The 25,692-nt window shown below is 48.5% G+C and carries 24 protein-coding genes; 11 read left to right on the top strand and 13 right to left on the bottom strand.

Going from position 1 to position 25,692, the window contains the following annotated elements:
• Positions 1-198: 198 nt before the first annotated feature.
• A complete protein-coding gene (oxyR, locus tag H4O21_RS09885) occupies positions 199-1,092 on the top strand; it encodes a DNA-binding transcriptional regulator OxyR (RefSeq protein ID WP_182808704.1) in 894 nt (297 codons plus the stop codon).
• An 83-nt stretch (positions 1,093-1,175) separates the two neighbouring features.
• Here oxyR and ahpF read toward each other — a convergent pair whose 3' ends face one another.
• Both ahpF and ahpC read right to left on the bottom strand, forming a co-directional pair.
• Entirely contained in the window at positions 1,176-2,804 is a 1,629-nt protein-coding gene (gene ahpF / locus H4O21_RS09880) for an alkyl hydroperoxide reductase subunit F (RefSeq protein WP_182808703.1), read from the bottom strand.
• Between the two features lie 110 nt (positions 2,805-2,914).
• Positions 2,915-3,481 carry an alkyl hydroperoxide reductase subunit C gene (gene ahpC / locus H4O21_RS09875; RefSeq protein WP_182808702.1) on the bottom strand — a complete coding sequence of 189 codons (567 nt, stop codon included), beginning with the start codon at positions 3,479-3,481 and terminating at the stop codon, positions 2,915-2,917.
• 338 nt (positions 3,482-3,819) lie between these two features.
• Here ahpC and H4O21_RS09870 point away from each other — a divergent pair, with 338 nt between their 5' ends.
• The 3 genes from H4O21_RS09870 (at position 3,820) to H4O21_RS09860 (ending at position 7,480) form a co-directional block, all read left to right on the top strand.
• On the top strand, positions 3,820-4,863 hold the full coding sequence (locus H4O21_RS09870; RefSeq protein ID WP_182808701.1) for an amino acid ABC transporter substrate-binding protein: 1,044 nt from the start codon (positions 3,820-3,822) through the stop codon (positions 4,861-4,863).
• Positions 4,864-4,927: 64 nt separating this feature from the next.
• The gene (locus H4O21_RS26185; protein ID WP_182808700.1) at positions 4,928-6,610 is read left to right on the top strand and encodes a diguanylate cyclase domain-containing protein; all 1,683 of its coding nucleotides are present in this window, start codon (positions 4,928-4,930) and stop codon (positions 6,608-6,610) included.
• Positions 6,611-6,619: 9 nt separating this feature from the next.
• Complete coding sequence (locus H4O21_RS09860; RefSeq protein WP_182808699.1) at positions 6,620-7,480, top strand: DUF72 domain-containing protein; 861 nt, start codon at positions 6,620-6,622, stop codon at positions 7,478-7,480.
• A gap of 180 nt (positions 7,481-7,660) precedes the next feature.
• Here H4O21_RS09860 and trxC read toward each other — a convergent pair whose 3' ends face one another.
• From trxC to H4O21_RS09845, 3 genes are all read right to left on the bottom strand, one after another.
• Positions 7,661-8,095 (bottom strand): thioredoxin TrxC, encoded by a 435-nt coding sequence (gene trxC, locus H4O21_RS09855; RefSeq protein ID WP_182808698.1) that lies wholly within the window; start codon positions 8,093-8,095, stop codon positions 7,661-7,663.
• 153 nt (positions 8,096-8,248) lie between these two features.
• Positions 8,249-9,817 carry an ATP-binding protein gene (locus H4O21_RS09850; RefSeq protein ID WP_182808697.1) on the bottom strand — a complete coding sequence of 523 codons (1,569 nt, stop codon included), beginning with the start codon at positions 9,815-9,817 and terminating at the stop codon, positions 8,249-8,251.
• Entirely contained in the window at positions 9,810-10,541 is a 732-nt protein-coding gene (locus H4O21_RS09845; RefSeq protein WP_182808696.1) for a response regulator, read from the bottom strand. Before H4O21_RS09845 ends, H4O21_RS09850 begins: the two co-directional genes overlap by 8 nt.
• 328 nt (positions 10,542-10,869) lie before the next feature.
• Between H4O21_RS09845 and H4O21_RS09840 the strand changes: the two genes are divergently transcribed.
• Both H4O21_RS09840 and H4O21_RS09835 read left to right on the top strand, forming a co-directional pair.
• The gene (locus H4O21_RS09840) at positions 10,870-11,247 is read left to right on the top strand and encodes a hypothetical protein (RefSeq protein ID WP_182808695.1); all 378 of its coding nucleotides are present in this window, start codon (positions 10,870-10,872) and stop codon (positions 11,245-11,247) included.
• 171 nt (positions 11,248-11,418) lie between these two features.
• Positions 11,419-12,015: a cytochrome b gene (locus tag H4O21_RS09835; protein ID WP_182808694.1), complete on the top strand. Its 597-nt coding sequence runs from the start codon at positions 11,419-11,421 to the stop codon at positions 12,013-12,015.
• Between the two features lie 32 nt (positions 12,016-12,047).
• On the opposite strand, the gene H4O21_RS09830 is transcribed toward H4O21_RS09835, so the two are convergent.
• The 3 genes from H4O21_RS09830 to H4O21_RS09820 form a co-directional block, all read right to left on the bottom strand.
• On the bottom strand, positions 12,048-12,278 hold the full coding sequence (locus H4O21_RS09830) for a hypothetical protein (protein ID WP_182808693.1): 231 nt from the start codon (positions 12,276-12,278) through the stop codon (positions 12,048-12,050).
• A gap of 350 nt (positions 12,279-12,628) precedes the next feature.
• Positions 12,629-13,486 (bottom strand): hypothetical protein, encoded by an 858-nt coding sequence (locus tag H4O21_RS09825; protein WP_182808692.1) that lies wholly within the window; start codon positions 13,484-13,486, stop codon positions 12,629-12,631.
• A 331-nt stretch (positions 13,487-13,817) separates the two neighbouring features.
• On the bottom strand, positions 13,818-16,604 hold the full coding sequence (locus H4O21_RS09820; protein WP_182808691.1) for a cation-transporting P-type ATPase: 2,787 nt from the start codon (positions 16,602-16,604) through the stop codon (positions 13,818-13,820).
• A gap of 399 nt (positions 16,605-17,003) precedes the next feature.
• On the opposite strand from H4O21_RS09820, the gene H4O21_RS09815 reads away from it, so the two are divergent.
• Entirely contained in the window at positions 17,004-17,741 is a 738-nt protein-coding gene (locus H4O21_RS09815; protein ID WP_182808690.1) for a glutathione peroxidase, read from the top strand.
• Between the two features lie 122 nt (positions 17,742-17,863).
• On the opposite strand, the gene H4O21_RS09810 is transcribed toward H4O21_RS09815, so the two are convergent.
• A complete protein-coding gene (locus H4O21_RS09810; protein WP_182808689.1) occupies positions 17,864-19,501 on the bottom strand; it encodes a methyl-accepting chemotaxis protein in 1,638 nt (545 codons plus the stop codon).
• A gap of 395 nt (positions 19,502-19,896) precedes the next feature.
• Here H4O21_RS09810 and H4O21_RS09805 point away from each other — a divergent pair, with 395 nt between their 5' ends.
• The 3 genes from H4O21_RS09805 to ybaK all read left to right on the top strand — a co-directional run bounded on the left by H4O21_RS09805 (position 19,897) and on the right by ybaK (position 22,295).
• Positions 19,897-20,886, top strand: a complete 990-nt coding sequence (locus H4O21_RS09805; protein WP_182808688.1) for a zinc-dependent alcohol dehydrogenase family protein — start codon at positions 19,897-19,899, stop codon at positions 20,884-20,886.
• Complete coding sequence (locus tag H4O21_RS09800) at positions 20,883-21,743, top strand: hypothetical protein (RefSeq protein WP_182808687.1); 861 nt, start codon at positions 20,883-20,885, stop codon at positions 21,741-21,743. The genes H4O21_RS09805 and H4O21_RS09800 overlap by 4 nt, the downstream gene beginning before the upstream one ends.
• Before the next feature lie 72 nt (positions 21,744-21,815).
• On the top strand, positions 21,816-22,295 hold the full coding sequence (ybaK, locus tag H4O21_RS09795) for a Cys-tRNA(Pro) deacylase (protein ID WP_220495600.1): 480 nt from the start codon (positions 21,816-21,818) through the stop codon (positions 22,293-22,295).
• 171 nt (positions 22,296-22,466) lie between these two features.
• Here ybaK and H4O21_RS09790 read toward each other — a convergent pair whose 3' ends face one another.
• A complete protein-coding gene (locus H4O21_RS09790) occupies positions 22,467-22,934 on the bottom strand; it encodes a hypothetical protein (RefSeq protein ID WP_182808686.1) in 468 nt (155 codons plus the stop codon).
• Positions 22,935-23,029: 95 nt separating this feature from the next.
• Here H4O21_RS09790 and H4O21_RS09785 point away from each other — a divergent pair, with 95 nt between their 5' ends.
• Complete coding sequence (locus H4O21_RS09785; protein ID WP_182808685.1) at positions 23,030-23,551, top strand: DUF501 domain-containing protein; 522 nt, start codon at positions 23,030-23,032, stop codon at positions 23,549-23,551.
• A gap of 64 nt (positions 23,552-23,615) precedes the next feature.
• On the opposite strand, the gene H4O21_RS09780 is transcribed toward H4O21_RS09785, so the two are convergent.
• From H4O21_RS09780 to H4O21_RS09770, 3 genes are all read right to left on the bottom strand, one after another.
• Positions 23,616-23,936 (bottom strand): hypothetical protein, encoded by a 321-nt coding sequence (locus tag H4O21_RS09780; RefSeq protein WP_182808684.1) that lies wholly within the window; start codon positions 23,934-23,936, stop codon positions 23,616-23,618.
• Positions 23,937-24,377: 441 nt separating this feature from the next.
• The gene (locus H4O21_RS09775) at positions 24,378-24,857 is read right to left on the bottom strand and encodes a 3'-5' exonuclease (protein WP_182808683.1); all 480 of its coding nucleotides are present in this window, start codon (positions 24,855-24,857) and stop codon (positions 24,378-24,380) included.
• A gap of 133 nt (positions 24,858-24,990) precedes the next feature.
• Positions 24,991-25,500, bottom strand: a complete 510-nt coding sequence (locus H4O21_RS09770; protein ID WP_182808682.1) for a tetratricopeptide repeat protein — start codon at positions 25,498-25,500, stop codon at positions 24,991-24,993.
• Positions 25,501-25,692: the final 192 nt, after the last annotated feature.

Below are 25,692 nucleotides of genomic sequence, written 5' to 3'. Positions count from 1 at the left end.
GTCCTTCTATCCCCTGCAACTACAGGCCTTTTACAGCATGATTTTTTACATTTATTGCTGTATGAAAATAATACGGGTAATCAGACAGGCGATACCGATTGTTGTTACCTGCTCTGGCCTTATAATCTGATCATATGTCAGGATTCAGTCTTTTCAGCTTGTGCCTTACCTGCTTCAACCGATGGGGAAATATCTTGTATGGTAAAACTTCGTGATCTGGAATATCTCGATGCGATTGATCGCTATCGGCATTTCGGTAAAGCAGCGGAAGCCTGCTTTGTCAGCCAGCCGACCCTGAGTGGTCAGATTATGAAGCTGGAAGAACAACTATCCCTGCAACTGGTAGAGCGCCACCGTCGAAATGTCATGCTGACGCCTGCGGGAGAACAACTGGTGCTGAAAGCCAGGGAAGTGCTGGGAGCAGCGCGAGTATTTGAGGATACCGCCCGAGAGCTGCTGGACCCGCTATCGGGGGACTTGCATGTCGGAATGATTCCTACTCTGGCTCCCTACCTGTTGCCACATATCATGGGGGCTCTGCACCAGAAGCTGCCGGATATCCGCTTTTATCTGCATGAAAAGCAGACCCGAATACTGATGCAGGAGTTGAATGAAGGCAGCCTGGATGTGCTTATTTTGCCCTGGCTGGATGATATGAAAGGGGTTGAACGCTACGACCTGTTTGCTGAACCTCTGGATGTGACCGTGGCGGATAATCATCCTCTGGCACAGAAAGAGGCTGTTACATTTGACGATCTTAATAATCAGCCTATCCTGACACTGGAAGATGGCCACTGTCTCAGAGATCAGGCTCTGGGATACTGTTTTACTGCCGGAGCCAGAGAAGATCATCGCTTCCAGGCCACCAGTCTGGAAACCCTGCGTTATATGGTCGCCAGTGGTTCAGGTATGACGCTTTTACCCAGACTGGCTTGCCTGCACAGACATCATGATGGCGCACGTTATCTGCCTTTTGAACAACCTCAGCCTACCCGACAAATTTCTCTGCTGGTACGTCCGGGATATTCCCGTATGGCCTGTGTCCGGGCGGTAGTCGCCTGCGTCAAACAACAAATGCAGGATATCATTTAACGGCTTGATACGAATAAAAGCGCCAATACCTTTTCAGGTATCGGCGTTTTTATTCAGCACAACGGCTATATTCAATCACAGAGTTATACCGGTTCCGCTTCAGCCTCTTCCTCGGTTACCTCGCCCACAACCGGCGTTCTTATCAGATAATCGAAGGCTCCCAGAGCGGCATTAGCCCCATCACCCATAGCGATAATAATTTGCTTATATGGTGAGTCTGTCACATCTCCTGCTGCAAAAACTCCGGGCAGACTGGTCTCACCGCGACGACCCACAACAATTTCGCCCCTTGGTGTGAGTTCAAGTGCATCAGCCTGATCCCCCTGACCTTTCAGGAATTCAGTATTAGGCACCAGACCAATCTGAACAAAGATACCAGCCAGTTCCAGGGTATGGTTTTCACCCGTCGTTCTGTCGGTATAAGCCAGACCATTCACTTTTGAACCATCGCCCAGTACCTCTGTTGTCTGAGCCTGCATGATGATATCAATATTCCCCATAGAGCGGGCTTTCTTCTGCAGGACCTCATCAGCCCGCAGTACATCGCTGAACTCAAGTACAGTCACGTGCTCAGTAATACCGGCCAGATCAATAGCGGCTTCGATACCCGAGTTCCCCCCGCCAATTACAGCGACTTTTTTGCCTTTAAACAAAGGGCCATCACAGTGTGGGCAATAGGCTACACCTTTGCCACGATACTCCTGCTCTCCAGGTACATTCATCTCTCTCCAGCGCGCTCCGGTTGCCAACAATACTGAACGGCTTTTCAGCACCGCACCATTTTCCAGAGTGACTTCAGTCAGGCCACCTGCCTGATCAGTGCCTTTGATCGCCACAACAGACTGATTCTGCATAATATCCACATCGTAGTCACGTACGTGTTCTTCCAGATGCGCTGCCAGTTTTGGTCCTTCGGTCGCTTTTACCGAAATAAAGTTTTCAATCGCCAGCGTATCCTGAACCTGACCACCAAAGCGGCTGGCTACCAGACCGGTATTAATGCCTTTACGCGCAGCATAAATTGCTGCAGAAGCACCCGCAGGGCCTCCACCAACCACCAGCATATCAAAGGTTTCTTTCTGAGCCAGTTTTTCTGCCTGACGAGCAGACGCTCCGGTATCCAGTTTATTCAGGATCTCTTCAATACTGGTCCGCCCCTGAACAAACAGCTCGCCGTTCAGATACACGGAGGGCACAGCCATAATATTGCGCTCGGACACTTCCTCCTGGAATAAGGCTCCATCAATCATGACATTACTGATCTTCGGATTCAGCACAGTCATCATATTCAGAGCCTGAACAACATCCGGGCAGTTCTGACAGCTCAGCGAGACATAAGTCTCAAAACGATATTCACCGTCCAGGTTGCGAATCTGTTCAATCACCTCATCATCCAGTTTCATTGGATGCCCACCTGAGTGGAGCAGAGCCAGCACCAGAGAGGTAAACTCATGCCCCATAGGAATACCGGAGAAACGAATCAGACTGCCGGTTGCAACAGAACGCACAATCAGAGTCGGTTTACGCTCCTGGGAAAACGTATCACCTGCCTCAACCTGACTGACATGATCGGATAGTGATGCAATATCAGCCGCCAGAGCAGATAATTCATTCGCTTTAGCACTGTTGTCGGATACGGTGATCAGTTCAACAGGGCTTTTCAGATTCTGTAAATAGGTCTGTAATTGCTGTTTCAGATTATTGTCTAGCATGGGATTCTCCTGTCTCTGAAGACCGTTCCGCTGTGAAGTAAGAAGAAAGAGCTAAGCGTCAGAGGCGGTGCAGAACGCACAGCCTCTGTGATTGCGGTAACTGAACCGAATCAGATCTTGCCAACCAGATCCAGAGAAGGAGCCAGAGTTTCTTCACCTTCTTTCCACTTAGCCGGACATACTTCACCTGGGTGCGCTGCAACATACTGAGCCGCTTTCACTTTACGCATCAGGTCAGAGGCATCACGACCGATACCTTCTGCGGTCACTTCCATCGCCTGAATAATACCTTCCGGATCAATCAGGAAAGTCGCACGATCTGCCAGACCCAGACCTTCACGCATAACACCGAAGTTATTGGTGATAGTGCCAGTCTGATCACCCACCATGTAGTACTGAATTTTACCAATGGTGTCTGAGCTGTCATGCCATGCTTTGTGTGTAAAGTGAGTATCCGTCGATACAGAGAACACTTCTACACCCAGTTTCTGCAGCTCTTCGTAATGATCCGCCAGATCGCCCAGCTCAGTTGGACATACAAAGGTAAAGTCTGCAGGGTAGAAAAACACAACAGACCATTTACCTTTCAGGTCCGCTTCAGAAATCTCAACAAACTCACCCTGACGGAAAGCAGTGGCATTAAATGGTTTGATTTCAGTGTTAATTGCTTGAGGCATTGTCATACTCCAGATATTGATTCGTTATCCAGGATCGGAGATTCCGTTTCCTGGTGAAGCGCTCTGTGCGCTGAAGACAGGAGTAATAATAAAGGGAGCGATTAAATTAAAAAAATCGATTAAATCTATTTTTATAATTGTCAAAAACTATCATAAAATAAATGTAAAAGCCTGATTTACTCCTCTCCTGTGTACGCAGGCCAGATAATTTACTATCCGGATAAACCTCTTTATGATCTGTTCGATATTTCAGGAACTTATTGTCCAGAGTGAAGTTTTTCCTATCAGGCCAGGTCATCTACCTTCGCTTGCAGTCCCTTTCCAGACCGAGGATATTTATGTATTTACCGGGTTTCCGTCGTTTTCGCTCATTTCTGTCAGGATCTGCCATTGCAGGCTTATGCTTATTTTCTGTCAGCGCATTGGGTACTGCAGATGGAATATCTACGCTCAAAAAAGTACAGCAACGCGGAGACCTGAATTGTGGAGTATTCCCGGATGACCCCGGACGCAGCGCAATTAATAGCGAAGGCCACTGGCAGGGTTTTTATGTCGATTTCTGTAAAGGCGTTGCTGCAGCGGTACTGCATAACCCGGATTATGTGCGTTATATCGAAGTCGGTGCCAAAAGTCGTTTCACCTCATTAATTGAGAATAAAACGGATGTTGTGATGTACAGCTCAACCTGGACTCTGGGTCGGGAGTATAATTATGCAGTGAACTTTCCGGCGATTTACCTGTTTGACGGTCAGGGTTTTATTGTACGTAAAAGCTCCGGTATTCAATCACTGGAAGACCTGGAAGGCAAAACCGTATGCGCTACAGAAAACACCACCAGTTACCAGAACCTGGCTGATATGCTGAAGGGGCGTGATATTAACGCTAAGGTCGTGAGCAGTAACGGGGATAGTTTTTTTCGTGGCAGTTGCGATGCCTATACTGCAGATCGAATGAACCTGGCGACAAACAGAGCTAACCGTGCAACCAATCCGGATGACTACCTGATTCTGCCAGAAAGCATATCCAGAGAACCGATCGGCCCTAAGGTCAGAAATAATGACCCTCAATGGGAAAGAATTGTTCGTGCCGTGGTCCATGCTGTCATTCTGGCTGAAGAGAAAGGGATTACCGCGCAGAATACTGACCAGATCCTCAAACACAGCAGAGATGCAGAAACCCTTAACCTGCTGGGAGTCAGGGGAAATATCGGCAAGCAGCTGGGATTAGATAATCAGTGGGCCTATCGTGTGATACAAGCCATCGGCAATTATGGTGAAATTTATAACCGGCACTTTGGACCTGACACTCCCATTGGTATGGAGCGAGGGTTGAATCAGCTCTGGAGTAAAGGTGGCGTGCTCTTTGCACCACCATTTAAATAGGATTCGGTAATTAGCATCCGATAGGAAAATTTCTGATTCACCCAGAAGCATTTGGTCCAGGACAGTGAAAGATAATAGACAAGGATTCTCCCTGAAAGGGATAGGGGTAAGACTGACACTGATTCTTATTGGTGTCATGGGATTTTATCTGCTGACCACCTGGCATAATATCCGGGCTCTGCAGGAGCAGAGCCGGGGCTTTTCTGTATTAAGTGGCAGTCATTTCGAGCGTACCATGTATGCGGCGGAGCTGAGCCGTGATGCAGAAGTCATTGCCGCCCAGGCACTGGAAAGTCTGATGGGAGCCAGAAGAACGGCCTCAGATATTCCTCCTATTGATCAGGATCTGTTGCGGATCTACCAGAACGTCAGAAATGAGATTGAGCCAGCCAGTGAGCTGGAACGTTTACAACTGGCGGAACTGGATCGCTGGCAGAAACCTTACTTTGATAGCCTGAAAAAACTGGCTGACAAACTAAGTGAAGAACAATCATTTCAACTGCGTCAGCAGGAGAAACTGAATGACCTGCTGGCCCGGTTAAAATCCATGGAACAGGGACTGGCTTCACCAGAGGCGATTGACCCTGCGTTTAATGCCTATGCACTGGCAGCTCTGAGCTATGCCTCTCTGGCACTGAGTTCCGAAAAAGCGGGACAACTGCGTCGTCTGGAACTCAGCGCCCACAAGATTCTGGGGTATCTGAAAAATCTGCCATCATTATCGCCTTTTCAGCAACAGTACCTGAGCCAGCTAACCCCTGTCGTATCAGATGCATTTGAATTCCGGCGCCCGGTTCTGGTCAGTCAGAGAGCCTCTCTGGCTGCGGTCAGACAGGCCCGTTTATACGCCCAGAAGCTGACTACCAGCAGTTATAATTACTTCCTGACGTTAAAGAAAACGGCTATGGATGCTACTGCAACGTATCAGCAACTGGTCAGCGAAACCTTTCGGATGATAGCCATTTTCAGTGTCATTTTCGTGCTGTTGATGGTACTTACTGTACTGTTTATCCGGGAAAAAGTAGTCAGACGCCTGGACGATCTGCAACAGGTTATGCACCTCCATATGGAAGGCAAACATCCAGAAATCCCCGTGGATGGCGAGGATGAAATCTCCGACATGGGCAAAGCCTTTTCTATATTTGTCGAAGCCAGAAGAAAAGCAGAGCAGGAGTTAATAGAAGCCAGACAAGAGGCTGAGGATGCGAATCAACAGCTTAAAACTCTGAACAATCAGCTACAGATGCTCAGTGAAACCGATACCCTGACACAAATTCCAAACCGGCGACGCTTTGAGCAGGAACTTCAGACTTTGTGGCGACACTGTACACGTTACTCCCATCCTCTTTGTCTTATCATTATAGATATTGATAATTTTAAACTGTTTAATGATCGCTATGGGCACCATGCCGGAGACCATTGTCTTTACCATGTAGCACAGCTTCTGCTACAAGAGATGGAGACCTGTCAGGGCATGCTGGCACGTTACGGCGGAGAAGAGTTCGTTGTATTATTGCCAGAGATGGACAGTATTCAGGGGAAAAACGTTGCTGAACAGCTATTATCTGCCGTCAAGGCAGCTGAACTGAAACATCTGGGTAGCCCTGAAGGCATTGTTACCCTGAGCATGGGTATTGCCAGTTGCCTGCCTGAAAGTGGCACTGTGCCTTACCGCCTGCTGCAACGAGCCGACGAGGCCCTGTATCGGGCTAAAAATGCAGGTCGTGCACGGGTTGAAGTTGCCTGAGGAGATATTTTGAAACCTGTCTGTTATATCGGTTTGCCCCAGTGGAGTCACTCCAGCTGGCAGGATGGGCCTCTGGCTGGCAGCAACAGCCGCCACCCACTGGGACGTTATGCCCGCTATTTTTCTTCCGTTGAAGGCAACACTACCTTTTATGGCATCCCGGAACAGAAAACGCTGCACAACTGGTATCAGGAAACACCGGAGCACTTTCGTTTTTGTCTGAAGTTTCCCAAATCTATCACCCACGAGCTGAAACTGCAGCACTGTCAGCCTGAAGTGCAGGACAGCCTGGAACGTCTGTCGCTGTTACAGGACAAGCTGGCCATGATCTGGGTGCAGCTACCGGACAGCTTTGCACCAGAAGATCTGCCGGTACTGGAGCGTTTTTTCAGAGCCCTTCCAGGAGATTTCAGGTACGGACTGGAGTTACGCCATACCGACTTTTTCAGAAAAGACGATACCGAACGCTATCTGAATGCTCTGCTTATGGAACTAGGGGTAAACCGGATTCACTTTGACACCCGGCCACTGTTTAAACATCCGACACCAGATGAAGATACCCGAGAAGCCTTATCTGCCAAACCCAATGTACCTTTACATGTACTCGCTACCGGTCAGATGCCAGTGGTTCGCTTTATCACAGCGAAAGATTGGCAAGGCACCCTGCATTATTTAGCGCCCTGGGTACAGAAAATCTGTCACTGGATGCAGGAGGGACGTACTCCTTTTGTTTTTCTGCACACGCCCAATAACGCTCATGCACCGGATGTGGCCGCATATTTTGCTGAACAGCTGAATCAGGCAGTGCCAGATGCGGCTCTGTTCAATCTATGGCCAGCGCCACAGAAGGATCAGGCCTCCTTATTCTGACATCCTCTCTCCACTAAAATTTTAAAATATTTGTCCTGCGTTCAAACTCCCGGATCACTTGCGTTTGCCCGGTTAACCACTGACGAAATGCCAGAATTGCTTCGCTCTCTGGAATTTCAGCATTCAGAACCAACTGATAACGGCATGGATTTTTAACAGCCTGCACAGCCATCCGGAAAATCAGATATGCTGTTCAATCCATGCCTGAAGCTGAGGTCCTTGTAAGACACCGGCCTGACGGGCAACTTCCTGGCCATTCTTAAAAATAGCCAGAGTCGGGATGCTGCGAATACCATACTGAGCTGCCAGCATCTGTGCCTCTTCGGTATTGACCTTTGCCATGCGTACCCTGGGTTCCAGTGCTTTGGTTACAGCACTGAAAATTGGTGCCATCATCTGACAAGGTCCGCACCAGGATGCCCAGAAGTCCACTACAACCGGCAGATCCGAGTTCACAATAACTCGCTGGAAGTTAGCATCCGTCAGATTCTGAGGTTCTCCGGTAAACAGAGGACTCTTACATTTGCCACAGTTTGGCTGGTCATTCAGACGCTGTGCTGGCAAACGATTCACGGCTTCGCAGGCAGGACAGACAATATGTTTACTTTCACTCATCAGCTTTCTCTTAATATTATTTCAGATACGTCTGATTTGCGGACACCCCATAATATATTCAACCCTTGAAAAATCAGGGTTTTCTATAAAAGGCTACACCAGTTTCACAAGAGCACAACAAGTCATAACGCGCAATTCGCCGGATAACCCTGATTAACAGGGAATACGAATCTCCACTTTTAACCCACCTTCAGGCCGGTTCTGCAACTGTACCTGACCACCATGATGCAAAGCGACACTGCGCACTACACTCAGCCCGAGTCCCATACCTCCGGTACTCCGGTTTCTGGAGCTTTCGATACGATAAAATGGCGTGAACACCTGTTCAAACAGGCTTTCATCAATACCCGGCCCATCATCTGTAACGGTCAGCATAATCCAGTCGGTACCTGATTCTGCATCAGTCTCTGTCTGCAGGATAACATTTGCTGAACCGGCATATTTCACGGCATTTTCCAGTACATTACTGACCATGCGTCTGAATCCTGTCGGCTTGCATTCGCAGACCAGACGCTCTGGTACCTGACACTGGAGTTCCGCCCCCTGATCGATCAGATCGTCACATAAGCTCTGTACCAGACTGGCCATATCAACTGGCCGACTCTCTTCATTCTGCACATCGTCACGGGCAAAATTCATCGTTGCCGTCAGCATCGCTTCCATATCGCTAAGGGTATGCAACATTTTCTGCTGAATATCCTGCTCACTGACAAACTCAGATTGCAACCGGAGTTTAGTGATCGGGGTACGCAGATCGTGAGAGATTGCTGCCAGCATCAGCATGCGATCCTTGATAAAACGCTGCTGCCGCTCCTGCATACTATTAAAGGCCTGAATGGTATTTCGTACTTCACGAGCCCCTTCTTCCGGCAACGGATCAGTATCCATCCCCCTGCCAATCCGGTTTGCTGCATCTGCCAGTTTCTGTAATGGACGGGTATTACTGCGCAACAACCAGAGCATCAGTCCCACAACCAGAAAACCGGTCAATAACAGCCCCAACGCTGAGCGCCAGTTCCATACCGGCAACTCGTCAGTTCGTGCTGCCCGGATATTCAGCCAGCGGTTATCTGGCAAAAGTACCGAGATACTCAGCTCATAAGGGCGAAAATCAGGTCCTTGATAACGGCCGCGCCAGTCACCATGATGATCAGGGCGTCCCTTATCTCCCTCTTTGATCCAGTAACTATGATTACTGCCCTGGAAATAACGCCCACTTTTACCGGCACCTTCATAATCTCCGGCATCGCAGTCAAAGTCATCTGGCAGACGATAGCGCTCATAGGTTACCCGAATCAGTTGTTCAGGCTGCCGGTGGGTTTTGTAATACAATTTTTTCTGCATATATGCGGCTTCGTTATCCATTCTGCCATCGGCCACCAGGGCATCACCAGAGATCAACACAGCCAGTCCGGGAGTTTCTGTCGCTTTCAGAATAGCTTTGTACTGATAAGGTTCAGACTGGTCCACCAGACTGATCAACGCCGCAATACGCTGCACCTGCAGATTAGCACTGGCCTTACTGATCAGCTGATTTCTGTCTTTCATATATGCCATGATGCTGACACACTGAATCAGGATCAGTGTCAGTAACATCAACAGAATCAACCGGGCCCGCAGAGTATCTGGCCGCAGTAACGCCAGCCAGCTGCGCCAGTCCCCCGGATGGGATAGCAGAGTATTAAACTTCTGTCTGAAGTGACGGATGCCGGACTTAAACATATTCAACATCTACGGAGAAACTGTAGCCTCCTCCCCAGATCGTTTTGATCAGCTGGGGGCTTTTGGGATCATGCTCCAGTTTACGACGCAAGCGACTGACCAGCGTATCGATAGAACGGTCAAACAACTGAGCATTTCGTCCACGAGCCAGATCCAGTAACTGATCCCTGGACAGAACCCGTTGCGGATGCTCAATAAAAGCCTGCAGCAGATCAAACTCAGCTGTACTCAGCGATAACGTAATGCCTTCTTCATCCAGCAGTTCCCGTTTATGCAGATCCAGTTGCCAGCGGTCAAAGCGCACCAGGCTTTTGTCCTGATCTGAACTCTGCCGTGGGTTATCCGGCAAACTGTGAGTACGGCGTAAAACCGCCTTGATACGCGCCAGCAGCTCGCGAGGACTGAAAGGCTTGGTCAGATAATCATCAGCCCCCATCTCCAGGCCCACAATACGGTCTGTTTCCTCGCTCATCGCCGTCAGCATAATCACTGGCAAATTAGAGTAACTGCGCAACTTACGGCACAACACCAGACCATCTTCTCCCGGCATCATAATATCCAGCACTACCAGATCAATACCGGAATCAGACAAGGCTTTTTCCATTGTGCGACCATCAGCAGCCATAGAAGTACGACAACCATGTTTTTCCAGAAAGCGGCTGAGCAGTTCGCGTATCTCCTGCTCATCATCAACGATCAGAATGTGGGGATTATCCGGGCTCAAGAGTTCTACCTGACAATAAAGATGTTAAAGCGATACTGCCCCGGCTCTGGCTCAGTACAACCGTTAAAGAGCACTCAGATAACCCGGACAACAGGCGGCAGGCATTGCCGTTTCTTCTACTATAACTGAGGCCGGAAAAAAAACTTTGACAAAATGTGTCAATTTCCGGCTTTGCCATACTTTGCTGCAAAAAAGCCTCTTTCTGACAAAGTTCAGGGATATTTCCGCGTTTAAATAAACTCATCCAAAATGACACGGATTGTGGCGGACACACCCAATCAGACAAACAGTCCCAGTCCGGATAATCAATGCAACCATGAGGTGACATATGAAAAAACGTATTCTTTCTGCAGTAGTACTGAGTCAGGTTCTGTTACTGAGTACCCCAGCTATGGCTGGCTGGGGTGATCATGATGGAGGTAAGTGTGACAAAAGAGAGAAATCTGGTCAGAACCATGCCCATTCCGGTGGACATCATGACCGTAAAGGTGGCAAATGGGACCGGGACCTGGAACTGACCTCCGATGAAGTCAAAACACTGGTCACCTCCCGTCTTATTTATCGGGGCAATGACCGCCTGCAGGTTGGTAAAGTGACCTCTGGTGAAAAAAACACCTATAAAGTAGAAATCGTAACCAAAGACAACTCTCTGGTAGAAGTCCTCACGATCAGTGGAGCAACCGGCTTCCCTGTCGCTCAGAACTGAAACCTGCCGGTTTCATATCGATAAGGCCTGTATCTGACAGCGAGGGTACAGGCCCTATCCCGGAGTGCCATAAAAACTGGCGAATAAGCACAGCAGAAAAGCCTCCGTGTACCACATAAAAAATGAAAGGACACATGAGCTGAAAGCTCAGAACAGACTCAGGACCGTGAGATGAGTAACAATGAAATAGCGGTGAATCCCGCCGCATCAGACGACACAGATTCTGCAAACAGCACATTGGATAAAGCATCGGTGCTGTTACACTGGCTGACAGGCTGGACTATTATCGGACTGCTGGCGCTGGGCATTTATATGGAAGAGAACGAAGCCTGGCACCTGTATGACCTGCACAAATCCTTAGGTGCATTAATTTTTGTCATCGCACTGATCCGGGTATGGCGGCGCATACGCCAGGGCTGGCCTGAACCGGTCAGCCAGTACAGTAAACTGGAACAGTCGCTGTCTAAACTGGTGCATTACGTATTACTGATCGGCAGTGTGCTGATTCCGTTATCCGGCATTGTGATGTCTGTTGCCGGAGGCAATGGCCTGGGAGTATTCGGACTGGAGCTGATTGCTGAGAACCCGGACCCGGCGAACCCTGGTCAGTCCGCGCCTCTGTTCGGACCATTGGCCGGTATGGCTCACGGGATGCATGGTATGATCAGCAACCTGGTGATCGCAGCTCTGGTCCTGCATATTGTCGGTGCACTGAAGCATCATCTGATCGACAAAGACCGCACTCTGTCTCGTATGCTCGGTCGCTAAGCACGCCTTCTGCTCTGCTCAGGCCTCAGGTGTTATCTATCAGGTAACATCTGAGTCTTCAAAGGATAGATCCGGCTGCACCCTATGATGTCATCGGAATCATCCTGTAACAGAAAAATCAGTGAATCCTGATTATCCAATCGAGCCTGGATAAACGCTCTGGCGGCATAGAAGTCTGTCGGGCAATCACAAAACTGCCGGTAAAGATCAAATAAACGTGCAGTCTCATCCAGGTGCTGCCAGTCAGCCTGAAAAATTCTCATGATTACGTTCCTTCGGTTAACCAGACAACATCAGACAGTCTGTAACAAGACACATCACCGAACTATATCCCCGAAGGGGTAGCCTATAGCAGCTAAGGAGTCGTTGGTAAAAGCTCGGAGTAACCTGCTAGTCGTTAAGTTTCTCAACATGAATATTTCTTTCCTCCCCAGGCACTGGCCGGGGAGGAAAAGAGTATAAATATCGAAAAACCTTTGTAGGCATTTACAATACATAAAACGCTATTACAGGGAAAATAGCCGGTGTTTTACGTAAAATGAAGAATATTTCAGCTCTTTATGATTTCAAAATCGGCAATACATAAAAAATTCAATTAAGACCAGCCATGTTTCTATGAACGCCAGGGACGCAGAGTATCCACCAGTTGCTGGCACTGAGGCTGATCCAGTACCAGTAATGTCTCGTGATTCAGTCCGGCTGCAGACAGAGAATCCGTCACACGGAATAACGCATCCGGCAACAAGCCATAGCCTTCGCTTAAACGCCCGTCACTAATCAGAGCATAATTCAGTGGCTGTAAACGCTGTCTTTCCGGCAGGCAAAGCTTACCCACACGCTGCAGACTGTCCGATACTTTTCGATTCAGACCATCTCCCAGCGGCAAACTGGTTAATGGCAGGATCAGGTGCTGATCAATCAGGCTGCCTTCCTGCAATTGCTGTTGTAACCAGTCATAGAGATGATTAATACGTTGACGTGTACGCTGCTCCGGGGTCAGCGGCTGCAGAATCAGCTGTTGCTTCAACTGATCCAGTGAACTGGCAAAATAGATCCAGTGCTGCAAGTTAGTTTTCTGTTGTTCAGGTATAGAGCTCAGGCTGTTCTGACTCAGATGCTGATGCAGCGGTTGAATCGCCTGATGATGATGCAGGGATACCTGATAATGCCAGACCTGATTATGCCACTCCTGACTGATGGCAAAGGGTACACTGGCATGAATACGTTCGGAGAGTACCAACTGAACAGCCTGCAATGATGGCTCAGCTATGGAAGCAGACGTTAATTCCTGATGCTCTGAGACAGAATCCACCGGGGCAGATGCGGACTGTGGCAATACAGATGAAAACAGTTCGGACAGATAAGGTAGCAGGGAAGCTAAGGGGAAGCGGCACAGATGGCCAGAACAATCGCCAGCGGCGAAGAAAGATTGAAACGCGTGATTATCGACTGAAGTATTCTGAGCAAACATGATAATGATCCTGATTATAAAAAGCTGATGGTTCGACGGTCTGGTGTGCAACAGTGCGTTTCACAGGTTTAATCATTGGCATCATAATGCGTGTCATAATCATGGTTTTCATGGTCTTTTCCTCTGAGTTTCCGGTACTGATAATGAAGACCAGCACCTGAGTTGGTTGCTCCCACTGATAAAACGAATCAGCTTAAAAGAACAACCTTTTTAGAATTAAGAGTTATAAAAAACAGAAAAACCGGTGTTTTAACCGGTTTTTCTGTGTTGATATGAATATAGATAACATGTTCAGCCCTTGCCTGACAAGGGCTCCGGATCAGAAGAGATATCAGGGTGCTATTTTCTGCCGTTTATCCCTGAATACTTTTTTCTCCAGTTCCACCAGCACAAAGACACTGGAACTGACCAGAATAATGATCAGCCAGTCAGTCAGCGCAATCGCCTCGGTTGCAAACAGTGTCTGCATAGGGCTGGTATAGGTGAACAGCAACTGGAATACCACCAGCACTGCAATCGCATACAGTGCAATACGGTTACCCAGAATACCGGCTTTATTAACCACGGATTCAATAAAGAAACGCGAGCTGAACAGATAAAAGATCTCAAACATCACCAGGGTATTAACCGCAATGGTTCGCGCATACTCCACACTGACACCGGCGCTCTGATACCAGAGAAAGAGACCGAAGGTGCCAGCAACCAGAATCATGCCGACAAACAGGGTTCGCCAGATCAGAAAACCGGATAACAGGGGCGCTTTCGGATCTCTTGGCGGCCGCCCCATAACATTTTTCTCAGCGGGTTCAAAAGCCAGTGCCAGTGCCAGGGTGACAGCCGTGATCATATTCACCCACAGAATCTGCACCGGAGTAATCGGCAATATAGTCCCCATCAGGATCGCTCCCATAATGCTCAGAGCTTCACCGGCATTGGTCGGCAGAATGAACAGAATCGCCTTTTTCAAGTTATCGTAAACCGTGCGTCCTTCTTCTACCGCTCGGGCAATCGTGGCAAAGTTATCATCTGCCAGCACCATCTCAGCCGCTTCTTTCGATACCTCGGTGCCATTAATGCCCATGGCAATGCCTACATCGGCACGCCGTAGTGCCGGTGCATCATTGACGCCATCCCCGGTCATGGCAACCACCTTGCCTCTGGCCTGAAGGGCCGATACCAGACGCAGCTTATGCTCCGGACTGGTGCGGGCATAAACATCGACATCTTCAACGATTTTCTGCAGCTCATCATCAGACATCTCTTCCAGTTCAGAACCGGTCATTGCCCGATGCCCATCGCCAATACCCATCTGAGCACCGATGGCTTTCGCCGTATCCACATGGTCCCCGGTAATCATTTTGACCCGGATTCCAGCACTATGGCACAGCTTCACCGCAGCAATCGCCTCATCCCTTGGCGGATCAATCATGGCCACCAGACCTATCAGACACATATCGTCATTCAGATCAGAAAAGTTCAGTTCGATATGCTCTGCTGGTACTGATTTTTTCGCAATAGCCAGTACACGCTGCCCCTGGGCAGCCATGGCCTGCATACGATCCAGCCAGAACGTCTTATCAATGGCCTCTCGGGCCTGCTCCGGTGTTTCTGCTCCAGCCGCCGTTGCACTGCGCTGGAACTGGCACATATCCAGCACCCGTTCCGGGGCTCCTTTCAGATAAATCGTGCCATGCCCGGCATGATCATGATGCAGTGTCGCCATATATTTATGCTGAGATTCAAACGGAATAATATCCGTACGAGGATACTCTTCCTGCTCAAAAGCCGGGTCCAGACCCGCTTTTATTGCCAGAGCCACCAGCGCCCCTTCGGTCGGATCACCCGTCAGCAACCATTGTCCCTCTTTTTTGACCAGCGATGCGTCGTTACACAGCAAGGCAGCCCGAGCCAGTTTCATCAGCTCAGCTTCGTTATCCGAATCAACGGTCTCACCATTGAGAGTAAAACTGCCATGAGGATCATAACCGGATCCCGTCACTCCATAGCGTTGTGCACCCAGCTCAACAGTACGCACCGTCATCTCATTACGGGTTAGCGTACCGGTTTTATCCGAGCAGATATGACTAATCGAGCCCAGAGTTTCAACCGCCGGTAAATGCCTGATCACTGCACTACGTTGTGCCATCTGCTGCACGCCAATCGCCAGAGTAATGGTCATAATGGCAGGCAGACCTTCCGGTATTGCAGCGACAGCTAGACCTACTGCAGCCAGAAAGGTTTCAGCGCCGGTCATATCCTGCACGAACACCCCGTAGGCAAAGGTAAAGCTGGCCAGTATCACAACCGCCAGACTCAGCCATTTAGCCAGCTGATCCACCTCACGCAGGAGAGGCGTTTCCAGCGTTTCCACCTCACTGAGCATCTGGTTGATACGGCCAATTTCTGTTTTGGTCCCTGTGGCTACCACGACTCCCACAGCGTGACCATAAGTCACCAGGGTACCTGAGTAAGCCATATTACTCCGGTCTGCCACCACAGTATCCACCGATAAAGTGTTGTGATGCTTCTCTGTTGGTACGGACTCTCCGGTCAGAATCGCTTCATCAACCCTCAGATCGTGCACGTTAATCAGACGTATATCTGCCGGAATTTTATCTCCTGATTGCAGAGTTACAATATCTCCGGGCACCAACTGATCAGCATCCAGAGTGATATAAGCACCATCACGTTTCACCATGGCCTGGTGAGACAGCATATTGCGGATCGCATCCAGCGCTTTTTCTGCCTTACCTTCCTGGACAACGCCGATAATAGCGTTAACAATCACCACGGCAGCGATTACTGCCGTATCAATCCAGTGATTCAGTAGCGCCGTAGTCACACCTGCTGCCAGCAACACATAAATCAGAATATTATGAAACTGAAGCAAAAAACGCTGAAGCAGGCTTTTCTTCGGTGGTGAAGGTAAGCGGTTCAGCCCGTATTTCAACTGACGATCCGTCGATTCAGCCTGACTCAGACCGGCTTTCTCATCAGAATTCAGATATTGCAGACTTTCCTTATTATCAATGGCATGCCATTGAATCGCCGCCCCTTCAATCTCTGTTCTGTCCGGAGACAGTACAGATTGCGGTTTTATTTTTTCCCTTACAGACATAGGCCCACCTGGTAGTATCAAGAATCAGAGAGACGTTCTCTATCCGGTGTTATCTCTCCTGATAAATACTGAACAGCGGGTTCCGAAATTATCCAGCGACCAGTCGGATAATCAGGCAATAACAGGGAAACCTTTTGTTCAGATAATTTGCTTCTATTCAAGTAAACAGGAAATTTATTGCAATGCAATAACAATACGTTATTCCAGAGTAACTCTTAAGACCCTGTCATGATTCAGCTCAAATGATAGATAAAACCTATCACTTGAATTTATTTTTTATATTTCTAATGATGTACAAATCAGCCTATAGTTAATGCAACTTCACAGGTTACAGCCATACCCGGAATCATAAGCAATGTTTATCGGGAACAGGCAATATTCATTAAACGGAGATCGAGTATGTTAGAGAATCGCGAAGGCCAGGCAGTCCCTCAGGTTACGTTCAACACCCGTCAGAATAACGAATGGGTTCAGATCACATCCGATGATCTGTTTAAAGGTAAAAATGTTATTGTGTTTGCATTACCAGGTGCTTTTACGCCAACCTGCTCCAGTACGCACCTGCCACGTTATAATGAACTGGCTCAGGTTTTTGCAGAGAACGGTATTGATGACATCATCTGTCTGTCTGTCAACGATCCTTTTGTGATGGACGCCTGGGCAGGTGATCAGAGCGCTGAAAATATCTCTATGCTTCCTGACGGTAATGGCGACTTCAGCCGGGGTATGGGTATGCTGGTCAATAAAGCCGATCTGGGATTCGGTGATCGTAGCTGGCGCTACTCTATGCTGGTACGTGACGGTGTTATTGAAAAAATGTTTATTGAACCTGATGTACCGGGCGACCCGTTTGAAGTATCTGACGCAGATACCATGCTGAACTACCTGAACCCGGAAGCTCAGCCGCCAAAACGCATTACTCTGATTGGTAAGCCGGGTTGCAGCCACTGTACCCGTGCAAAAGCGGCACTGAATGAGCGCGGACTGAAATTCGAAGAGATTACTGTCGGCAGTCACGGTGTTAGTCTGGCCACACTGCACGCGGTATCCGGCCGGGGTACAACGCCACAAATCTTTATTGAAGGCGAACACGTTGGTGGTGCCGACGAGCTGGAAGCCTGGCTAGCCGCTCAATAATGCTCTGAACGAAAATATCAGAACACAACAGCAGTAAAAGAAAAGGGAAGATCGTCGGTCTTCCCTTTTTCTTTTTAACACAAGGTCAATCCTATCGGATCAGGAACACAGGGCCTGTGTGATCAGATACGGAACTGGCGTACCAGGTTATGCAGGTTATCCGCCTGACTGGCCAGTTCATCACTGGCCTGATTAACATGCTGGGTTGATTCTGCTGAAACCTGTGACAAATCGACAATATTCACAACATTACGATTAATCTCTTCTGCGACCAGTGATTGCTCTTCTGCCGCACTGGCGATCATATCATTCATATCCCGAATAGACTCAACCGCGGTCATAATCGAATCCAGCGACGCTCCGGCTTCTGTCGTTGTCGTCACTGTTTTCTGCGTCGATTCCAGGCTGATATCCATTGATTTAACGGCTTCCTGAGCGGCAGATTGCAGCTGCTCAATCATTGACTGAATCTCATCCGTACTTTCCTGGGTTCTCTGAGCCAGTGTACGCACCTCATCAGCCACCACCGCAAACCCCCGTCCCTGCTCACCTGCACGGGCTGCCTCAATGGCAGCATTCAGCGCCAGTAAATTAGTCTGCTCAGCCACACCACGAATGACATCCAGTACAGAGCCAATATTTTCACTGTCCGATCTCAGTTTCTGAATCACGCTGGCAGACCCCTGTACCTGACTTGCCAGGGTATTAATGGCTTCAATCGCGCCTTCAACCTGAATTTTACCCTGCCGGGCCTCCTGATCAGCCTGATTAGCTGCTCCAGCGGCTTCTCCCGCATTCTGTGCTACCTCGTGCACAGTAGCAGACATTTCGTTAATTGCTGTCGCCACCTGGTCTGTTTCTCTGGCCTGACGTTCAACCGTCTGACTCCCTTCATCCATAATCCGGGACAACTCTTCTGCCGAGGCTGATACTGCCGATGATGAAGTATTTACCTGTTCCATTACCCGATGTACTTTTTCAACAAAGCCATTGAAATAACGGGTCAGACCAGTAATTTCATCATTACCCCGTACCCGGAGACGGACCGTAAGATCGCCTTCTCCTTCACTGATATCCTTCAAGGCATTAACGGTCGTAACCAGTGGACGGGTAATACTTCGGGCCAGCATGATGCTGATCACAAATAACCCAGCCATCAGGATGGCAGAAATAGTGATTACAGAGATGGCCTGTTTCCAGAACTGGTTTTCGATATCATCGACATAGACACCGGTACCAATAGCCCAGCCCCACTGTGGATAAGCTTTCAGATAAGACAGTTTTGGTACTGGCTTTTCACTGCCAGGTCGGGACCAATAGTAACGTTCCAACCCTTCTCCCTTTGTTTTAACCTGCTGCACCATACTGGCAAAGAACAGCTTACCATTTACATCCTTAATACCATTCATATCACGGCCTTCCAGGGATGCTTTTATCGGGTGCATCAACATGGTGCCCTGCAGATCCTGAATCCAGAAATAGTCTGTGCCATTAAAACGCATACTGCGAACAATCGTGCGAACTTCCTGCTGAGCATCTGCCAGAGTCAGCTCTCCTGCAGATACTTTTTTATTCAGATCATCCACCACACTCAAAGCAGATTCAGTCAGATGCCGAAGCTCTGTTTGCTTGAGTTCTGTAAAGCTGGCTCTCTCCTGCTTAAGCACAATAAACAGCATCAATGCCATCACAGATAACGCGAGAAATAAAATCAGCCATATCCTTTGCTGGATAGGCACACGTCGGAACAACATCTCCATAGGGATACCTCGGGTTCGATTTGCATATGGAATTCGGCCGTATTATTTTTTTGATTACGACTCAAAATTCAGGCACTTAAAATACCTTTTATAAAAATGGACTGGATATTAAACAGTAACACTTCTATTCACACTATTTTTTTAGGGTTTAATTGCATTGCAAAATATAATCCTCCTGAATTAAGCAAGAAACAAGCCCATATAATAATTATAGTCTTTCTTCCGTGGTAAAGATCAGGCACTGGGATACAATGACGGCAGAGTCGGAGCAAAACTTGATCTTAAGCAAACCTGGCGAAAGTAACTGACAACCTGTTATCCATATGGATCAGGCTTTATCTTTGATCCGGCCATGTTGTTACCTGTGTTATATTTCTGAATCCGGAGAAGCAATCATGAAAGCAATGGTCATCAGGCAATACGGTGGTCCAGACCAGTTTGAACAGACAGAGTTATCAGAACCTGAACTTCAGTCTGGTCACGTCATTATTAAAGTGGCAGCCAGCAGTGTTAATCCTCTGGATACTAAAATCCGGGCCGGTCTGGTGCAGGCAAACCCCGCATTTCCGGCCATTCTTCATGGTGATGTTTCTGGCATAGTGACGGCAGTTGCTGAAGATGTTTCAACACTGCAACCCGGTGATGAGGTCTTCGGCTTTGCCGGTGGGCTTAAAAATTATCAGGGTGCTCTGGCAGAATACATGCTGGCAGATGCCCGCCTGTTGATAAAAAAACCAGAAAGCCTGGCTTTCGCCGAAGCCGCTGCGTTACCTGTTGTTTTTATCACAGCCTGGAAAGCATTGATTGAAAGGGCTCAGATTCAGCCCAGAGATAAGGTACTGATCCACGCAGGCACCGGCGGTGTAGGACATATTGCTATTCAGATTGCCAAATGGGCAGGTGCAAAGGTATATACGACAGTATCCAGCGAAGAAAAAGCTCGTATTGCAACCCGGCTGGGTGCCGATGAAACCATTAACTACCAGCAGGAAAGTGTGGAAGAGTATGTTCAGCGTTGTACCGGTGGACAGGGGTTTGATATGGTATTTGACACTGTCGGTACTGATAACATGGACAAATCCTTCCAGGCGGCCAGAGTCAGCGGCACAGTAGCGACTATCGCAGCCAGGTCCACCCACGACTTGTCACCTCTGCATGGTAAAAACCTGACCCTGCATGTTGTATTTATTGCCACCCCTTTACTGTATGGCCAGGATTTTGACAACCACAGAGACGCTCTGGAAGCGATGTTCAGTCTGACCGGAGACGGTTACGTACACCCTTTGCTGGATGAAGAAGTATATACTTTTACCGAAGTCGGCAAAGCCCATCAGAAAGTGGAATCCGGCCAGGCGCTGGGTAAAGTCGTGTTGTTACAGGGATGATTACGCTGATTACGATAAAAGTGCTGGTATCGGTTGCTATCGTACTGGCACTGTCCATGATTGCAGAACGTGTCAGCCCGAAAGTTGCCGGAATGTTATCTGGCTACCCTCTGGGAACAGCGATTGCACTGTTCTTTATTGGCTATGAGATCAGCCCTGACTTTGCTGCTGAAAGTGCTGTCTACACACTGGCTGGTTTTGCCAGTACCCTGATGCTGAGCACAGGCTACCTGCTAGGCTGCAAACCGGTAACAGACCAGCCATCAGAAGCAGAGCCACAGGCCATTCCTGTGGATAAAACGCAACCTGCAGCATCATGGCAAATTATTGGGCTTGCCAGTCTGTGCGGTATTACCCTGTTTCTCATATCCGGTTATCTGATTCAGATGCTGTCACTGAATCTGCTTACAGCGGCCTGTCTGCCAGCTGTAGCGATTCTACTGTGTCTGTGGGGATACCGGCATATTCCAGAGACACAGGTGACCCGTAAAGCCCCCATGTCTTTCATGGTTCTGATATTCCGGGCTCTGGTTGCTGCCGGTATTGTACTGGTAATTACCGGACTGGCTCATGTTGTACCAGCCAGCATTGCCGGTATTCTGGCCGCATTTCCCGTATCCATGTTCCCATTTCTGGTTCTTATGCACAGAAGTTATGGTTCGGGTAAAGCAGCTACCATCATTAAGCACTATCCCACAGGACTGGGGTCATTAATGGTTTATGCAACCAGCGTCGCCTGGTGTTATCCTTCCTCAGGTCTGCTGTGGGGCACGGTTCTGTCATTCGCTCTGGCCACAGTCTATCTGATGATAGCACCTCCCTGGATAGACAGATTGCGTAGTCTCTGGCAGAGGTAAGATGCCTGTCAGCAGGCAATAAAGCACCTGAGCAGCAGAACAGAAAGCAACCTGTCCCATAAGAAAGGAGTGATGTCAGTGACACCAGGTATCCGACAGGCTGAAAAAGCCGGTATCTCATTTGAAATAAAAGAATACAGTCATGATGCCAGCAGCGCGTCCTACGGCGAAGAAGCCGCTCAGGCTCTGGGCCTGAACAGTGAGGAAGTATTCAAAACGCTGCTGGCCCAGAGTAACGATGGCAAGCTGGTCGTGGCTGTAGTGCCTGTGTCCGGCACTCTGGATCTTAAGGCACTGGCTAAAGCAGCGAGTTGTAAAAAGATGGAGATGGCTGATCCGGTTAAAGCAGAAAAAACAACGGGATATGTTGTAGGTGGTATCAGCCCGTTAGGCCAGAAAAAAGCACTGCCAACCTTTATTGATGCCTCCGCACAATCCCTGGACAAAATCCACGTTAGTGCCGGAAAGCGTGGACTGGAAATCTGCCTGGCACCAGATGATCTGCTATCACTGACCCGAGGGCAATGGGCCAGTATTGGTCGTCAGAACTGATACCCTGCTGTATTCAGGATAGTTATCCTGTCGGTATCATTTCATTGCTACTTAATACAACAAAGCCTTGCCCTGCAGAAAGCAACAGAGTAAGGCTGTGCCAACAATGCTGATACGGTGACGGATACCAGACCAGAGCCTGTAGCCGGTACTGTCTGTTAATACCGGATATCAGAAGGCGTACATCAGGCGTACACGAGGCACAATCCAGGGCTCCTGCTTATCTTTCTCAGGATGATCTGGTCCGAATACCAGTTGAATATCTGCAGATAACACCCAATCCTGGAACGGGGAATACTCATAACCAACAGCCCCTTCGATACCAAAATCGGCACTGCCATCTTCCACATGCAGCATAGCACCCAGCTGCATAAAAGAACCCAGATAGTAACGGCGATTATAGACTTTATAATCCGCCCCCAGGATGTAGCGATCATCCTTCATAGAAAAGTCGATATGGATGGCGTCTTCCCGCCCCAGAGCCTTCTGAAACACAATATTAGCCATACCGTCATCCTGAGTCGGATCAACCCAGCGTATCAGGTCAGTACCTATGGCATAATCTGTCGCAGCAGCGGAGGCTGCCCCAGAAGTCAGAAACGCAGTCGCCAGCACGCAGGCCCGCATCAATCTCTTCATTATTCGCTTTCCTATTCCATCCAGGTCAAAATTGTCAGCTATTATACTGGAAACCTGCAATTGAGCGCAGCAAAGACTGAGCGGATAACTAATCGATGTATCAAAAAACCGAGCTGGCCCCTGTGCCAGAGCTAATCGCACGAATCGAGTCCCAAATTGGTCGGGCACCGAAAGGTATGCAGGCTATTACCGCAACCGATAGCCGGGGTACTCCTCTGGTGGTTCGTATGCCATCCATATCGGATAAAAAACCGTTTCCGACGCTATACTGGATGACCTCGGAGCTGCTGAAAAAAGAGATCAGCCATATTGAAGCCACCGGAGTGATTAAACAGCTGGAAGAGCGCCTGCTGGAAGACAGTGAGTTTATGCAGGCTTACCATGCCAGCCATCAGGACTATGTAGACCAGAGATTTCGTTATATGACGGGAGAAGACAGGGCTTTTGCCCAACAAGCCGGTTTTATGGCGTTACTGCAGAAAAGAGGCATTGGCGGTATTGCCAACTGGGACACCGTACGTTGCCTGCACACTCAGTATGCTCACCACCTGTGTGGATATAACGTAATCGGACAATGGATGGATGAAGAGTTTGGCATCATGGATATGATTCCCTGATGCAGCGCCTTTTCAACAGGCATACAGGAGCAGATGCACTGCTCCTGATTACCACAGAAAAACCTTAACTGCTGCGCAAACTTTCTCTGGCTTTGATGTAGTTCTCAATAAATTGCTGATCTTCAGCCGAAATCTTTTCGATCAGTATATCAAGACCGTAACTGCTCCCTGTGGATAACAACACGGAACTTCTGACCTTGCCATAAATAGTCAGCACCTGCTTTTTACCATCATGCAATGCCAGAACCTCAGCTCTGACCTTTTCAGACTCAGGAAGGCTCCATTCACTTTCCAGATGCAGGTGCTTAGGGGAAACACTCAGAGTACGGGCGATATAAGGTGCTTTATGAGCACGGGTTACCCGGGATTTCCAATGAACATTCACAGGTTTTTTCTGTATTTTTTTCTGCATTTAGTTATCTCGTTTAACCTGATATCACTGTAACAGGGATTACTGACCGTTATTATGCGCAACCAGATCAAAAAGACAAAATAGAAATTATTCTATCGCTCTTATGCCAAAAGATTCTAAATTCGCCACCTTAGAAGGGGTGCATTCCCATGACAAAAGCATTACATTGCCCAGCCCAATTATAAAATCCCCGAATGAGGCTGTAATTATGTACGTAGATGCTGCTGTAGTAGCTGGTCTGGCTGTTGTGATCGGTTGTGTGGCGATTTGTGGTTTTGGCATTCATTTTATTCGCCAGAACATCCTGGATGACGGTAAATAAGACGCGTCATTTTAGTCTGAATGCAGAAGCCTTCAGACAAAAAACGGGCTCCGGGCCCGTTTTTTTATTGGTATTGAAAGACATACCCGCTATCAGGAATCAGATGTCAGCTCATAGGTACGTTGTAGCATCCGGGCATCCGGCCCGGCCCGGTGACGATCAATATTCAGATCTGTTGTCACCTGCTGTTTAACTTTACTCCAGATCGCAATCTGCTTTTCCGAAAGTAACTTACTGAGTGTTTCTAACCGAAACAACTGCCGCAATCCAGCATGGTAGAACAGTAACGATAGCCAGCTGCTGTCAAACCCCCAACTGTCGGTATAAACCGTCTTGCCTTCCAGTTCTTCATTCAGCTTCTTTGCAACTTCCTGCACACTGCTGCCCTGCTCAAACAAAGTGGCTCGGGGAATGCCATGCACTTCCTCTGCACTCTCATCCCAGTGCTCCCAATCAGGTTCAGGCCTGATCAGGCAAGAGAATACACTGCCGTCAGGACGAGCAAAACCGACCTCAATGGGGTAACTTCCACGACCAAATCCCGAGGCTTCAACATCAATAATAAATGGCATATCTGTCTGCTTTGTCTGTGCTGTCAAAATAATCTCGTCCCGGATGGCGGCTCCCTGTGATACATGGACAACCACATCACGTCCGTTGTGCAACGTCTTTAGTCTAGTAGAAAAGCAATTAGCATGCCTGGAATTAGCTCACAGATTGTGACAGCGTCATCCCCGAGGTGTTCTCAAGCGATCGGTGGATTTTCTGTTGCCAGTACTGAACCTGATCCGGGTTCACTGCCAACCCTAATTTGCCCTGCTCACAGGCATCCGCCATTTTACGGCATGCAAGAGGGTGTCCCTGCTCAGCTGCTTTGACAAACCAGCGCACAGCATTTTCATAATTTTTCTGCAAATGGCCAAAGCCAGTCTCATAGATACAGGCAATCTGATACTGTGCCTTAGCATCTCCACGCTTAGCCGCATCCAGCAGATAGTTCGCCCCCTGCCCTTTATCCACCGGCGACGCGCCACGGAAATATAGCAAATGCCCATACATAGACTGGGCTTTAAGATGGCCTTCGCTGGCGGCCTGTTTAAACCACGCCATTATCCAGCGGTGTCTCAGTCTGGACCCTTTAAGCGCAGAAGAATGGAACATCCTCTCAGCCAGATAAAATTTCAGTCGGGTCACAACACTGATCTGCTCAGACATAATCAAACCGTTAGTCACCAGGTTATTTAAAAAGAATGCATGTCCTGCTCGGAGGCGGCATTCTATCACTCTGTTTTCGTGTCGCAAGACTGCACAGGATTATTATTGATACAAAAAGCAGAGTAAATCTGCAATATGGCAATAATGTGTTACACCACAAAATCATCTGTTTACCATAATTACCACAAGTGA

It is taken from the genome of Oceanospirillum sediminis (genome assembly GCF_014164585.1).
Lineage (GTDB): Bacteria > Pseudomonadota > Gammaproteobacteria > Pseudomonadales > Halomonadaceae > Oceanospirillum > Oceanospirillum sediminis.
The sequence above is the reverse complement of the archived record's forward strand: the minus strand, read 5'-3'. Positions and strand labels throughout refer to the sequence as shown.